This window comes from Arcicella sp. GW822-FHT02H01, from assembly GCF_058802005.1.
In genome coordinates this window covers 129888-143179 of sequence record NZ_JBXANT010000001.1, presented here as the reverse complement: position 1 = coordinate 143179, position 13292 = coordinate 129888, and the positions used below count along the sequence as shown (strand labels likewise).

At 34.1% G+C, this 13292-nt stretch carries 10 protein-coding genes; 7 read left to right on the top strand and 3 right to left on the bottom strand.

The window, feature by feature from the left end; translation table 11 throughout:
- Nucleotides 1-105: 105 nt before the first annotated feature.
- Nucleotides 106-519 carry a hypothetical protein gene (locus AC1RNE_RS00570; protein WP_492799120.1) on the top strand — a complete coding sequence of 138 codons (414 nt, stop codon included), beginning with the start codon at nt 106-108 and terminating at the stop codon, nt 517-519.
- Nucleotides 520-651: 132 nt separating this feature from the next.
- Here the strand turns inward: AC1RNE_RS00570 and AC1RNE_RS00565 are convergent, their stop codons facing one another.
- Entirely contained in the window at nt 652-3036 is a 2385-nt protein-coding gene (locus tag AC1RNE_RS00565) for an outer membrane beta-barrel protein (protein ID WP_492799119.1), read from the bottom strand.
- A gap of 204 nt (nt 3037-3240) precedes the next feature.
- Between AC1RNE_RS00565 and AC1RNE_RS00560 the strand changes: the two genes are divergently transcribed.
- From AC1RNE_RS00560 to AC1RNE_RS00535, 6 genes are all read left to right on the top strand, one after another.
- The gene (locus AC1RNE_RS00560) at nt 3241-4269 is read left to right on the top strand and encodes a sensor histidine kinase (RefSeq protein ID WP_492799118.1); all 1029 of its coding nucleotides are present in this window, start codon (nt 3241-3243) and stop codon (nt 4267-4269) included.
- The gene (locus AC1RNE_RS00555; RefSeq protein WP_492799117.1) at nt 4259-4978 is read left to right on the top strand and encodes a LytR/AlgR family response regulator transcription factor; all 720 of its coding nucleotides are present in this window, start codon (nt 4259-4261) and stop codon (nt 4976-4978) included. The genes AC1RNE_RS00560 and AC1RNE_RS00555 overlap by 11 nt, the downstream gene beginning before the upstream one ends.
- Nucleotides 4979-5331: 353 nt before the next feature.
- A complete protein-coding gene (locus AC1RNE_RS00550) occupies nt 5332-6393 on the top strand; it encodes a helix-turn-helix domain-containing protein (RefSeq protein WP_492799116.1) in 1062 nt (353 codons plus the stop codon).
- A gap of 109 nt (nt 6394-6502) precedes the next feature.
- Nucleotides 6503-8014 (top strand): PQQ-dependent sugar dehydrogenase, encoded by a 1512-nt coding sequence (locus AC1RNE_RS00545; protein WP_492799115.1) that lies wholly within the window; start codon nt 6503-6505, stop codon nt 8012-8014.
- 376 nt (nt 8015-8390) lie between these two features.
- Nucleotides 8391-8711: an ArsR/SmtB family transcription factor gene (locus tag AC1RNE_RS00540; protein ID WP_492799114.1), complete on the top strand. Its 321-nt coding sequence runs from the start codon at nt 8391-8393 to the stop codon at nt 8709-8711.
- Complete coding sequence (locus AC1RNE_RS00535; RefSeq protein ID WP_492799113.1) at nt 8708-9673, top strand: SRPBCC domain-containing protein; 966 nt, start codon at nt 8708-8710, stop codon at nt 9671-9673. The genes AC1RNE_RS00540 and AC1RNE_RS00535 overlap by 4 nt, the downstream gene beginning before the upstream one ends.
- A 184-nt stretch (nt 9674-9857) precedes the next feature.
- Here AC1RNE_RS00535 and AC1RNE_RS00530 read toward each other — a convergent pair whose 3' ends face one another.
- Together AC1RNE_RS00530 and AC1RNE_RS00525 are read right to left on the bottom strand one after the other, a co-directional pair.
- Nucleotides 9858-12314, bottom strand: a complete 2457-nt coding sequence (locus AC1RNE_RS00530) for a hybrid sensor histidine kinase/response regulator (protein WP_492799112.1) — start codon at nt 12312-12314, stop codon at nt 9858-9860.
- A gap of 5 nt (nt 12315-12319) precedes the next feature.
- Complete coding sequence (locus AC1RNE_RS00525) at nt 12320-13111, bottom strand: alpha/beta fold hydrolase (RefSeq protein ID WP_492799111.1); 792 nt, start codon at nt 13109-13111, stop codon at nt 12320-12322.
- Between the last annotated feature and the right edge of the window lie 181 nt (nt 13112-13292).

Below are 13292 nucleotides of genomic sequence, written 5' to 3'. Positions count from 1 at the left end.
CATTCGATTTGCCCTTGCGGAACAAATGGAATAGCGTAGGTACTTCATCATCAAACCCAAGAATGGTACATAATATATTTACAAACCCTAAAATTATGCCCTTCCATGACTGACTATTTAGAAATAGAAGAATTGATTAAATTAATTGTTACTGTAATAATTGCTGTTGTTGGTTGGTTAATTGGTAACTACTTTAAAACACGACAAGATATAAAAAACAAAAAAAGAGATATATCATTAGAACATTTAATTTCAACATACAGGATTCTTACAAATGAAATATCCCATAGACCTCACTCAAAAGATAGAGAAGAAAAATTAGAACAAGTAATTTCTGACATACAATTATTTGGCTCTGAAAAACAAATTGAATTATCTCGAAAATTAGCAATTGAAGTCTCCTATAATAAGGAATTTCAATTAGACCCATTAATTAATGACTTACGAAATGAATTGAGGGATGAACTCAATCTTAAAAGAATTGACGGAAATGTAACTTGGTTAAGAATTAACACTTGAAAAATGAGACAGCACTTTTATCTTCCGTAATATCTAAGACTTGGAATAAAAAATAAAAAGTTTTATCCCACTAACACTGGTCGTAGGCTTTCCTACGACCCAAAAGCTAAAAAGAGCGTCTCGCTCGTGAATTTATTGCACTCTCTCTGTCTCTTCTGTTGCAGAATTGTCTCCATTTCGGCGTTTACGGGCATATTTTTCGTTACCAAATCTATAACTAAATGCCAAGCCAATCCGCTGAGTATCGTTTATATTAACCCTATTTTGGTAAATATTCTGAAAGTTTTCTATCCGTTCTCGATAGGTGTCTGAGTGAAAAATATCGTTGATATTCAATTTTATCGCTCCTTTGTCTTTCAAAATCTTTTTTTGCATCGAATAGTAAACAGATACCCGAGCTAACACTGTGGTAGGATAGATTCTTTCTTCGGTTTTGTACTGAGCCGTAAGTTCACTTGACCACCCCTTCCCAAAACTAATTTGTTGAGTGGTAGATACTCTTCCAGTAAAAAATACTGTATGGTTTGTTTCTCCGTTTATGTTACTTTTAATGTCGAATCGAGCCACTTGAAAATAGAATGTTGAGCTTAGCCATTTGGTCGGTTGCAGTGTTAAATTGTGATTAATAAATGTTCTGTTGCCAATGCCCGTATTAAATGGCTTTCGGATAAATGTTTCGCCTTCTCTGATAGTAACTTCGCCCAGAATTCCATCAGCTCCGTCATAACCAAAGCCAAGTGTGTAAATAGATTTATATTGATACCTAAATCGTACTAAATTCAAGTAAAACGGCTGTAAAGCTGGATTGCCTTGGGTGTAATTATAGGCATCAACATAATTAAGAAATGGATTAAACTGCTGATAATTAGGTCGATTTACTCTTCTTGTGAAATTAAAACTAAGGTTGTGATTTTTTAAACTGTCTAGGTTATAGCTTAAAAATACACTGGGGAAGAGATTGGTGAAATTTTGATTAAATTTCTGATATTTAATACTTTCGTTTGCTAATAATTCTCCCAAGATATTGGTATTTTCTGCTCTCAAGCCAAGTTGTAAACTCAACTTTTTATTGATTGACTTTCTGATATTTATATATCCTGCATTTATGTTTTCATGATATATAAAGTGGTTACTTCGGCTGTAAATGATTGTAGCGAATTCATCCCGAAAAAGTGCATCATTATCGTTTTTCACAAAACTCGACTTTAGTCCACTTTCTAAATTAGCTCCTTTGCCCAATGGTAATGAATAGTCTGTTTTGAAGTTATATATATTAATATTGTTGGATAATTTATTGTCAAAAAGCTCATTTTCAGTTACTCTATCAAAATTTCGTAAGCCTCCTGACTGATAGTTTAATATGTTTAAATCCCCAGATAACTCATGCCCCTTGTTATTGAATTTATGATTGAAGTTTACATTGGCAGATTTTGAGTTCCAATTATTAGTGCCACTATTATTGCCTTTGAATGCTTGAGTCGCTGTCGTATTTACGTAGTTTGCATCATCTGAACGGGGTCTATTTTGTAAAAAAAACTGCACGCCCAAAATAGTTTTTTCACTCAATGTAAAATCTGCCCCAAATCTTCCACTCAAACTATGTGATTTATAATCGCTGTAGTTTTTTGATTGAATATTGGCAATGCTTATTTTTTCATCATTAAAAATTGTCCTTTGTGAAGTTTCTTCTGTATAGTCTTGGTCTAAACTCTGATCTATTCCCCAAAACCAATTGATTTTCTGTCGGTTAAGGTTAAAATTTACACTGTTATTGACTCTCAGTTTTTGCCCCATTGACATACCAGAAGATAGATTACCAGTTAAACCTCTTGCTTTGTTCTTCTTCAAAATAATATTGATGATAGAAGACCCTGCAGCATCATATTTTGCAGGTGGATTATCCATCAGTTCGAGTTTATCTAATAAACCGCCTGGTAATGACTTGAGATAAGCTACCAAATCTGTTCCGCTCATGTAAGTACTGCGACCATCAATCAAAACCATTGCTCCACTTTTTCCATATAGGTTAATATTTCCCTGAGCATCCACTGATATGCCTGGTGTTTTTTCCAAAACTTCAAGGGTATTACTAGAAGCTGCCGATATCATCGTTCCTACATTTACAATAGTTTTGTCGATTTCCTGCTCAATCAGCGGTTTTTTAGCACTAACTACTACTTCGTTTAAGGTGGTACTCTTGGCAGGCAAAAGGATAATAACGGGCAATTCTACCTTGGTTTGTTGTTCGTCCAATGTTTTTTTTACACTTCTATATTTCAAAAATCCCATTGAAGTGATTTCTAAAAAATAACTGCCACTGGATAAATTTTGTAAAAGGAAATTCCCATTTATATCAGTAACCCCTCCCTTCACAAAACTTGAGTCGATACTGTTCATAAGTTTGACAGTAGCACCAATCACCGATTCATTTTGAGTATCTTTGACACTCCCGACTATACTTTTATTTTGAGCCAATATTTGACCTGATAGGATTAGTAACAGAAATAGTTTTTTCATAATTGTTTTTTTGACAAAGTTTGTTTTCTTGAGATTGCCCAGAAAACAAGTCTGACAGAAATCAATTTTGAAGTGACAAACATAGCAAAAGGACTGACAAAGGTTTTAACAGCTTTAAATGCAATTTCGTCAGTCAAATAATGGCGTTTGAAGTCAATAATTTTAATTATACATAAGGGTATCCAATTTTGTAGAAAAAACAAAATGAGCTTTTTAGAAAAAATATTTGGAAAAGAAGCCGTTAAAATCGGCAATTATCTAGGGCTATCTTTTATAGCTTCAATTCTCCTGTTTACCATTTTCATGGCATTTGCAGATATTTTTTTCAAGAACAATGACGACGAGATAGCGTTAATGTCAACTATTTTATTGTTGATAGGTGTATTTACAGGTCGTTTTTTAGCCAGTTTATGGCAAAGAAAGCATATCAGTAATTTGGTATTTATTATGCTGATTGGATTGACTTTCGCCCTAATAGTATCTTTAATGCCCATTATAGACACACTTATCACTCATCAGGAATTCTTAGTTGTCGCTATAGCATTGATTATCTTTTTTGTTATCAGTGTCTTAATTGGTCTACTCATAAAGCTCGCACGCATGCGTACTGAACACAAATTAGACGTAGCCAACACAACAGCGTTGCATAGTCAATCGGAATTACAGCTTCTTCAGTCTCAACTAAGTCCACATTTTTTGTTCAATACCTTAAATAATCTGTACGGTTTGTCATTAACTGACCATCAAAAAATACCTAACTTATTACTGAAACTATCAGATTTGTTGAGATATTCAGTGTATGATGCCAAAGATATTATGGTGCCACTGCTAGAGGAAATCAACTATATAAAAAACTACATTGATTTTGAAAAAATACGTTTAGGCGAACGCCTCAACTTGAAAACAGACTTTGAAGAGATAAACCCTCAAAAACCTTTCAAAATAGCTCCTATGCTTTTGATTGTTTTTGTAGAAAATGCTTTTAAACACTCCAAAAATAGTCTGGATAATGAAATAAATATAGAAATAAACCTAAAAACTTGGGGAAATTCAATACTATTTTCGGTTGTAAACTCTCATAATAATATGTACAATGACAAGCAAAAACACAGTGGATTTGGCCTAGACAATGTAAGAAAAAGGTTGGATTTGATATATAAAGGCGAGTATGATTTGGAAATCAATCAGACTGCAACTAATTACGAAGTAAAACTTAGGATTAATGGAAAATAAAATAACATGTCTCATTGTCGATGATGAACCTATAGCCCGACAAATTATAGAAAAATATTGTTCCCATTTGCCTGAAATTGAGCTATTGGCGAGTTGCGAAAACGTTTTTGTGGCTAAGAAAGTATTAGAAAGTCAAACGGTTGATTTACTTTTTTTAGACATTAATATGCCCGTTTTGGATGGAATAGCATTTTTAAAAACACTCAAAAACCCACCGTCTGTCATATTTACCACGGCATATAAGGAATTCGCCCTTGATGCCTTTGACCTTTCGGCAATAGATTATTTGCTCAAACCTTTTTCTTTAGACAGATTTATTATTGCAGTTGATAAAGTCAAAGAAAAACTAGCGCTATTAAAACAACCTTCTCTGAAATCGATAGAAGAAACCGCAGAAGATTTTACTTTTATAAAAGCTGATGGAAAAATACACAAAGTAGATTTTGGCAATTTGCTCTATGCTGAAGCCAAAGGAAATAATGTACTAATTGTTTCTGAAAACCAGACTATTTTCCCAGTCATGACGTTTAGTGATTTTTTAGAATTATTGCCCAATCAAAATTTCCTAAGACTTCATCGGTCATTTGTGATAAATAAGATCAAAATAAGCCATGTTGAAGGAAACAGAGTATTTATTGGTAAAACAGAAATACCCATCGGTGGAAATTACAGAGCAGAGTTCTTGAAAAGCTTGGGAATTAGCAATTAAGTAGGTAAACGTCTAGCACTTTGACACTGGTCGTAGGCTCTCTTACGACCCCAAAGCAAAAAGAACGTCCCGCTCTTGATATATGCTTGAAAATTTTACGAGAATTGCTTTTCTACTTGTTCTAAAAGACAAGTAAAAGCTTTTTTTAAATAGAAAGTAGATAATTGTTTGAACATTCAGCGTACATTTTTATCTTTCGTTAGATTTACCAGAACAAATCGAACCATAATATATCAATTACCTCTAATATTGGGCTTGTGTTGTCGGACTCTTTTATTTGCTTTTAGCTTTTGCTAAAGCAGACGAATCTCGCTGAAAGATAATATTTGCCTTATTAAAACAACAATCGTATAATGAGCTTTGGTGATAAAGTTTTATTCTTTTTTAGTACCTTGGGAGCATTTAACGGACTCATTATTGGTATTTATTTTATCTTTTTTTCATCCCAAAAAAATCTGTCTAATTATTTTTTTGGTGCTTTGTTAATGGTATTGAGCATCAGGATAGGAAAATCGGTTGCATATTTCTTTGATTACAGTTTACCTAAAATATATCTACAGATTGGATTAACTGCCTGTTTTTTTATAGGACCATTTTTATACTTCTTTATAAAATCAGAAATTAGCCAAATTAAAAATTTACCAAAATCTTGGCTTTGGCAAATAATAGCTTGGTTTTGCATAATAATATTAGTGGGTTCTATTTACCCATATCAAGGTTTCCCTAAACTATGGGGACACTACATTATTCCTATTATATATCTGCAATGGGGCATTTACATCGCTCTTACTGTCTTTTTATTAATCCCTCTTCTGAAAAAAATCTCTCGAAAAGAAAGTTTAAAACCTTTTGAAAAATGGATACTGACCATTTGTGCAGCGGTAATAATACTTTTTATATCTTACGTTTGGGCAATTTTAAACATTACCAAAGGCAGTTATATCAATGGGGCTGTGTATTTTTCAATGATTATTTATTTTGTAGTATTTATATTGCTTTACCGCAAAAAAACAAACGACCTATCATCTTTCTCAACACAAAAATATGCTGATAAAAAGCTAAATCATGAAGATGCTCAGCTAATAATACGCAACTTAAGAAAAGTGATGACCGAGAAAGAACTCTTTAAAAATCCAAATCTGAAAGTTAATGACCTTGCCAAGGAAATCAATATTTCGGGTCATCAATTATCTCAACTTCTAAATGATAATATAGAGAAGAATTTCACCCTTTTTGTGAATGAATACCGAATCAATGAAGCCTGTAAGATATTATCGGAAAATACAAATTTGACGATAGATGCTATTGGCGATGAAGTAGGATTTAACGCTAAATCAACTTTTTTTGCTACTTTCAAAAAAATTAAAGGGATGACTCCCAGTGCTTATCAACAGTTAAATACTCCAGATTTATAAAACCGTACTACTGAATTCAGATTATTATACCATCATCTTAAAAGTCTATGCCATTTTTGAGAACCGAAATGAAATGGTTTCATTTTGTTAATCAAAAATCCTTTTAAAAATGGAAAAAATAGTCTTATTAATATGTTTAACTGCCAGTTTTTTTTCAGCATTTTCCCAAAACAGCCCCACCGAAAGGCAATTGATAGAAAATACGATACAACTATATTTTGATGGGTGGGCAACGGGTGATACCACGAAAGTGAGTAAAGCAATGCATGCTTCGTGTCATCTGAAAAATTATAGCAATGGAAAGTTTATTGAATTTACAAAAAATCAATACCTCGCTTTATTCAAACCTCATGCACGACCCGCAAACTTAAGCACCCGTATAGTTAGTATAGATATTACTAATAATATGGGCAGTGCAAAAATTGAAATCAGCACCGCAAGAGATTTGTTCACCGACTATTTCAACCTCATGAAAACTAATGAAGGATGGTTTATTGCCGATAAAGTATCTACCCGAACACCCCATAAAACCTTTGATATAAACGCCATTCAGTTAGAAAAAGAAACTATTTTAGAAGGACTTAAACGACCTTGGAGCATTGCTTTTATATCAGAAGATGAAGTTTTGATTTCAGAGAAAGAAGGTGATTTGGTAAAAGTAAATTTATTAAATAAAGAAAAAACCAAAATTCAGGGCTTTCCCACAGACTTAGAAGACAGTCTTGGTAGTTTTGGAGATAACACTGGCAAATTTGAAGTGTTGCTTGACCCTGATTTTAAGACAAATAAATTTATTTACCTGTCTTATGCTGCCAAAGCTGCAACAAAAGGAAGAACTACCAAAATTATAAGGGCAGTACTCGAAAATGAGTCATTACAACAGATTAAGGTACTTTTTGTAGCAGAACCATATACCTATGAGCGAGTACATTATGGGGGTGGGATGCTTTTTGGGAATGATGGTAAACTATATTTTACTATTGGCGAACGACTATTTACTGAAAAAGATGAACCTACTATACCAATCGCTCAAAATATTGAAGATAAAAGAGGGAAAATCTACCGAATAAATTCTGATGGAACAATACCAAAAGATAATCCTTATTTTGGAGATAAAGCAACGCCTGGCTTATACGCTATAGGGATAAGAGCGGCACAAGGCTTAACAATTGAAAGCAACACTGGCAAAATATGGTTTAGCGAACATGGTACACATCAAGGAGATGAAATAAATGTGCTAAAGGCAGGAGGCAATTATGGTTGGCCTATGAAAACAACAGGTAAATATCGTTTTGCTGAATTTGTACCAAAACCCATTCTCGGGAATATTTACACAGAACCAGCTTGGTCTTGGTTACAAACAGTAGCACCCACAGGCTTGCACTTTTACGCAGGTCTGGAATTTGCTAGTTGGAACCATAATTTACTAGTTGGCGGATTATCAAAGGGTAGTTTATGGCGGTTAACGATTGAAAATGAAACGATAAAAAGTGCAGAAGAACTATTTGTAAACGACCGATTAAGAATAAGGAAAGTGGTACAAAGTCCTATGGGTAAATTGTATATCCTTTCTGATGAATTGAATGGTAAACTGATAAGAGTAAAAAACGGGGCTTTATAACATAATAAATAGTTGGTCAATATTGCAGTCTAACACTGGTCGTAGACCCCTACTGGTCGTAGACTTTCCTACGACCCCAAAGTAAAAAGAGTGTCTCGCTCTTGATATATTTGAATACTTTAAAAATCTTACTATTTACCCTACTAATATACTTGCAAAGTAATCTGTAAAGCTATTTAGCTATCTGCGAGCGAGACGCTCTTTTTACTTTTGAGTAGTAGGTGAACCTACGACTAGTATCTTTCTTCAGAAAGCATTTTTTTCACCTTTCAACACTTCAAACTCAATCTCTTAAAAAATATTCTTAAAAACCATTGCGAAACCGAATAGTTGCACATATATTTGCAACCGATTGGTTTCATTACTAAATAAATACATGAGAAGAGATATTTTTCAAGCCATTGCTGACCCTACTAGACGTGCAATTATTGCCCTCATTGCTTTGCAAGCAATGACACCTAATGCTATAGCTGAACACTTTGATACTTCACGACAGGCAATATCAAAGCATTTACGTATTCTGACAGAATGTGAAATTGTTAAACAAAATCAACAAGGGCGAGAAATTTACTATCAACTCCAAGTAGACAAAATGCAAGAAATTGACAAATGGCTTAATCAATTCAGAATGATTTGGGAAAACCGATTTAATCAACTTGACGACGTATTAACAACGCTAAAAAATATTGAACAATGACAAAGAATTTATTTTTTGACTTTTCAGTCAACAAGGAAAACAAGACCGTACATGTAAAAAGAGAGTTTGCAGCAAATCTTAACCTTGTTTGGGATGCTTGGACCAATCCAGCATTGCTTAATCTTTGGTGGGCTCCTAAACCTTACAGGGTTGAAACAAAATCAATGGATTTTAAGGTAGGTGGCACATGGCTTTATGCGATGCTTTCACCTGAAAACTTAGCACATTGGTGTAGAGCAGACTATCAGAAAATAGATACTTTAAAAAGCTATACAGCACTTGATGCTTTCTGTGACGAAGAAGGCAACATCAATAATGAATTTCCTCGTTCGCTTTGGACAAATGTTTTTACTGAAAAAGGTGATACTACAACAGTAGAAATTACCATTCAGCATGAAGACCTTGCCGACCTTGAGAAAATAATTGAAATGGGCTTTAAAGAAGGCTTCACAATGGCTCTTGGTAACCTTGACCAATACATTGAAGCGCAGTTTAAACTCAGAAATGAACTCAAAATCAATAACGCTGCAAGAGTTTGTACATATTTAAACTTCCCAGGGAATACCGAGGAGGCTTTTAAATTCTATCAATCTGTTTTCAAAACTGAATTTTCAGGCAACGGTATTCAAAGATTCGGTGATTTGCCACAAGACGCTGACCATCCACCAGTTGACGAAGCTTTAAAGAAAATGGTATTGCATATCGAATTACCGATTACGGGAAATCATATTTTAATGGGAACAGATGCGCCTAAAGAAATGGGGTTTACTGTCACACAAGGGAATAATATGCATATCAGCATTGAGCCAGACACAAAAGAAGAAGCTACTAGAATTTTTGAGGAACTTTCAGCAGAAGGAAATATTACGATGCCATTACAGGATATGTTTTGGGGTGCTTATTTTGGTAGTTTTACTGACAAATTTGGTGTTAATTGGATGATAAATTATATTACCAAGTAGTCATTCCAAAGAGGCTGTCTCAAATATGAAAAAATCCAAATATTCTTTGAATCGCAACCTCACCCCTAACCCCTCTCCTCCAGAGAGGGGAACTTTTTAGCTTAAAAAGCCACTTCTCCTTCAGAGAAGTGGTTGGGGATGAGGGTAAATAATATTTGGTTTTATTTGAGACAGCCTCTATTAATTATATTTTTGCAAGCAAAATTTCTTTCCATTTTTCTATTTTATCTTGCACGTCTTGCATTTTAAATGGCTTACTAATATAATCATCCATCCCCGCAAGTATCGCTTTTTCACGATCATCTGATAAAGCATTGGCTGTGGCTGTAATAATAAGAGGTCTAGCACTTTTAGGATATAGCTTTACGATATTCCTAGTCGTTTCAAAACCATCCATTTCAGGCATCATTACGTCCATAAATATTAGATGATACTTCTTTTTCTCCATGGCTTTGAGTACCTCGATGCCATTTTCTACCACATCAGCCGCATATCCGAGCTTTTCTAATACCCTTGTTAACAATTTTTGATTAATAGAATCATCCTCGGCAATAAGTATATTAATAGGCAACGACAAATTTGTAGTGTCAGCATTAACCGTAGTTTTCACAGTTGACTTTACAGTGTTATTCAAAACCCCATTAATCGCTTTTAAGATATGGCTATGGCGCGTAGGTTTATTTAAGATAGACTCAAACAGTTTTGTGTTATCATCCAACGATAGCATATTGTGGTTTCCTGAAGAACTAAATAAAATAACAGGCAAATCTTTCCGTAATTCTTTGATAATCTTGGTCACTTCAATACCATCCTTCCCAGGCATCAGCATATCGATAATTACTAAATCATAGGTAACTTTTTCTATGGATGCTAATGCATCTTCGTAATGCTCGAAGGTTGTAGCATCCATCCCCCAAATATTACATTGCGTCTTAAGAATCTTTAGATTAGTTTTATTATCATCCAATATCAAGATACGTTTACCTTTCAATGAAACCATTTCTACGTTTGGATTGGCTTTATATTTTTTAACGTCTCTGTTGGCTTCTACTTTGATATTAAAGATAAACGACGAGCCTTTGCCTACTTCGCTTTCTACGCGTATGCTTCCTCCCATCAGCGATACCAATCGCTGACTGATTGCTAAACCAAGACCAGTACCACCATATTTACGAGTAGTTGAAGAATCTACTTGTGAAAAACTCTCAAACAATTTATAATATTTATCCTGAGGAATACCGATGCCTGTATCTCTTACTGAAAATTCTAAGTTATAAAAACCTTCCTCATCAACGCCTATATTTTTAACACTCACTTGAATTTCACCTTTAGCAGTAAACTTTATACCATTGTTTACTAGGTTAATCATTATTTGTCGGAGTCGTGTAATATCTCCCTTGATTTCTAATGGTACATCAGGCTCAATATAATAAAGCAAATCAAGGCCTTTATCATTGGCATTTACAGAAAGTAAATCGTATGTTTCTTCAATGACATTGTTAATATAGAATGGTTTACTTTCTAACTCTATTTTACCCGATTCAATCTTAGAGAAATCAAGAATATCATTAATGATAGCAATGAGTGCCTCGCCACTTATACGTATAGTCTCTACGTAGTCAATTTGTTCTTCGCTTAATTCAGTATTTACTAATAAGCTTGCCATACCGATTACGCCATTCATTGGCGTACGTATTTCATGGCTCATATTAGCGAGAAAGTCAGACTTTGCTTTATTTTGTTCTTCAGCAATGATTCTTTTTTCTGCTAATTCAGTATTTAACTCTAACAGTTGTTCATTAGCCAAATGTTGAAAGGTAACATCAGCAAATACCCATAAACGACCTTTGATATTTTGAGAAATCGTTGGTACACACGAAACACTCAGCACAAAAGTTACAGGGTCGCCAAATATCCATTTCCAATAATTGATTTTCTGTCCGGGCAAGCTAAACAACCTGATTCCCTCTTTGATGATTTCATCTTTGTTTGCAGCACTATCTCTTAATTTTTGCATTGCCTCCGCAATAACAATTGGCTTGTTGTCATCCTTTGGAATATTGAGAATTTCCGCGGCTTGACTATTAACCCAACCACCTTTTCCAAGGTCATCTACAAATACTACTCCTTGCGGAATAGTTTCTAGAATAGCATTAAAACGAGTTGTAAGCTCTTCAATTAGAAAATAATTCTGGATAATAAAAGTGGTATCTTTAAGACCCACCAAAGCATGGTTTAAAAATGCTAAGAATAAATCATCATACTTACGGTCATCTTTAACCAATAAGATAACGCCTCCTCTGAATCCCGATTCATTCAAAGGAATAAATATGACATCCTCTCCTTCTTCTTTTGAGAAAGAATTGTCTGTATCAAAAACAATTTCATTATCTTCTACAAGCCTTAATACTAATTCAGCATTGATAAAGTTACTTAAAAAATGCTTGGATGTATTAAACTGTGCACGCACAGTAAGGTTATCTTCCATCCTAACAAAAGCAGCCGCTTCGGCATGAGCATGCTTTTTGATAAGATTGGTAGCTTGTGCATAAATAACTTGAAAGTTCTTTTCTTTTTTTATTGGATAAAGACCTGTTAAAAAATTAACAGCTTCATAAGTCCAGTCAATTTGCTTGTCCAAAATAATTAAATAAATTGCTCAACAGCGTTAATAACTTCATTTGGGGCGCTTATGTGTGGGAAATGACCGTAAGCATTTACGATAGTAAGCTTACTATCAACGATATTATTGTTCAGATAATATGCCACATCTATGGGTACAGCAATATCTTCTTTAGCTTGTATCAATAAAGTAGGTTTATTCAACTTGGATAATTCTTTACGATAATCAGACTGAAAGATTACACGGGCTACAGATTGTGCAATATCTGGTCTGATTGCTTTTAAAGTTTCTGCAAAACCTTCTGCTAGTTGAGGGTTGTCTGGATTGCCCATGGCTGCCGCTGAAAAACCACTTACCCAAGCAAAATAATTATTGGCCATTGTATCAAACAGAGAATCTAGGTCTTGTTGTTCAAAACCTCCTAAATAGCCAGTATCATTCAAATACCTTGGTGAAGCGCCTACTAAGGCTAATTTTGAGAAAAATTCTGGTCTTTTAATGGCAGTAAGCAAGCTAACCATTCCACTAACTGAGTGCCCTATCATGATGGCATCTTTTACATCGTATTCCTCACAAATTTCAATAAGGTCATTGGCATAAGCCTGTAGGGTATCGTATTTATTTGGGCTGAAAGCTTCAGGGTCAGCTTTACCAGCACCCACATTGTCGAAAAGAATAATTCTGTATTTTGAAATAAAGGCTTCTGAAACTTTAGACCAAGCATTTTGGTCTGTACCAAATCCGTGTGCGAATAACATCGTTGGCCCGTCTAAGTTGCCAATTACCTTTACATTGTTTTTTTTTGTTGGATTCATAAATGATAAAATATTTAATAGATTAGGTTAGATGAAAGTAATGATAACACCTATTAATATTGGGGAATAAGTTTGATTTATGCTTTATTTATCAAACAAAAAAACATATTTCTATGTTATCAATTATTAGTTAAATACAATTATACAAAATAAGTTATGATATTCTAAATATATTTTATTT

Bases quoted from the DNA above. Each gene is read 5' to 3' on its own strand.
- AC1RNE_RS00525 (WP_492799111.1), bottom strand. From the start codon at position 13,111: ATGAATCCAACAAAAAAAAACAATGTAAAGGTAATTGGCAACTTAGAC.
- AC1RNE_RS00555 (WP_492799117.1), top strand. From the start codon at position 4,259: ATGGAAAATAAAATAACATGTCTCATTGTCGATGATGAACCTATAGCC.
- AC1RNE_RS00550 (WP_492799116.1), top strand. From the start codon at position 5,332: ATGAGCTTTGGTGATAAAGTTTTATTCTTTTTTAGTACCTTGGGAGCA.
- AC1RNE_RS00560 (WP_492799118.1), top strand. From the start codon at position 3,241: ATGAGCTTTTTAGAAAAAATATTTGGAAAAGAAGCCGTTAAAATCGGC.
- AC1RNE_RS00565 (WP_492799119.1), bottom strand. From the start codon at position 3,036: ATGAAAAAACTATTTCTGTTACTAATCCTATCAGGTCAAATATTGGCT.
- AC1RNE_RS00545 (WP_492799115.1), top strand. From the start codon at position 6,503: ATGGAAAAAATAGTCTTATTAATATGTTTAACTGCCAGTTTTTTTTCA.
- AC1RNE_RS00540 (WP_492799114.1), top strand. From the start codon at position 8,391: ATGAGAAGAGATATTTTTCAAGCCATTGCTGACCCTACTAGACGTGCA.
- AC1RNE_RS00570 (WP_492799120.1), top strand. From the start codon at position 106: ATGACTGACTATTTAGAAATAGAAGAATTGATTAAATTAATTGTTACT.
- AC1RNE_RS00535 (WP_492799113.1), top strand. From the start codon at position 8,708: ATGACAAAGAATTTATTTTTTGACTTTTCAGTCAACAAGGAAAACAAG.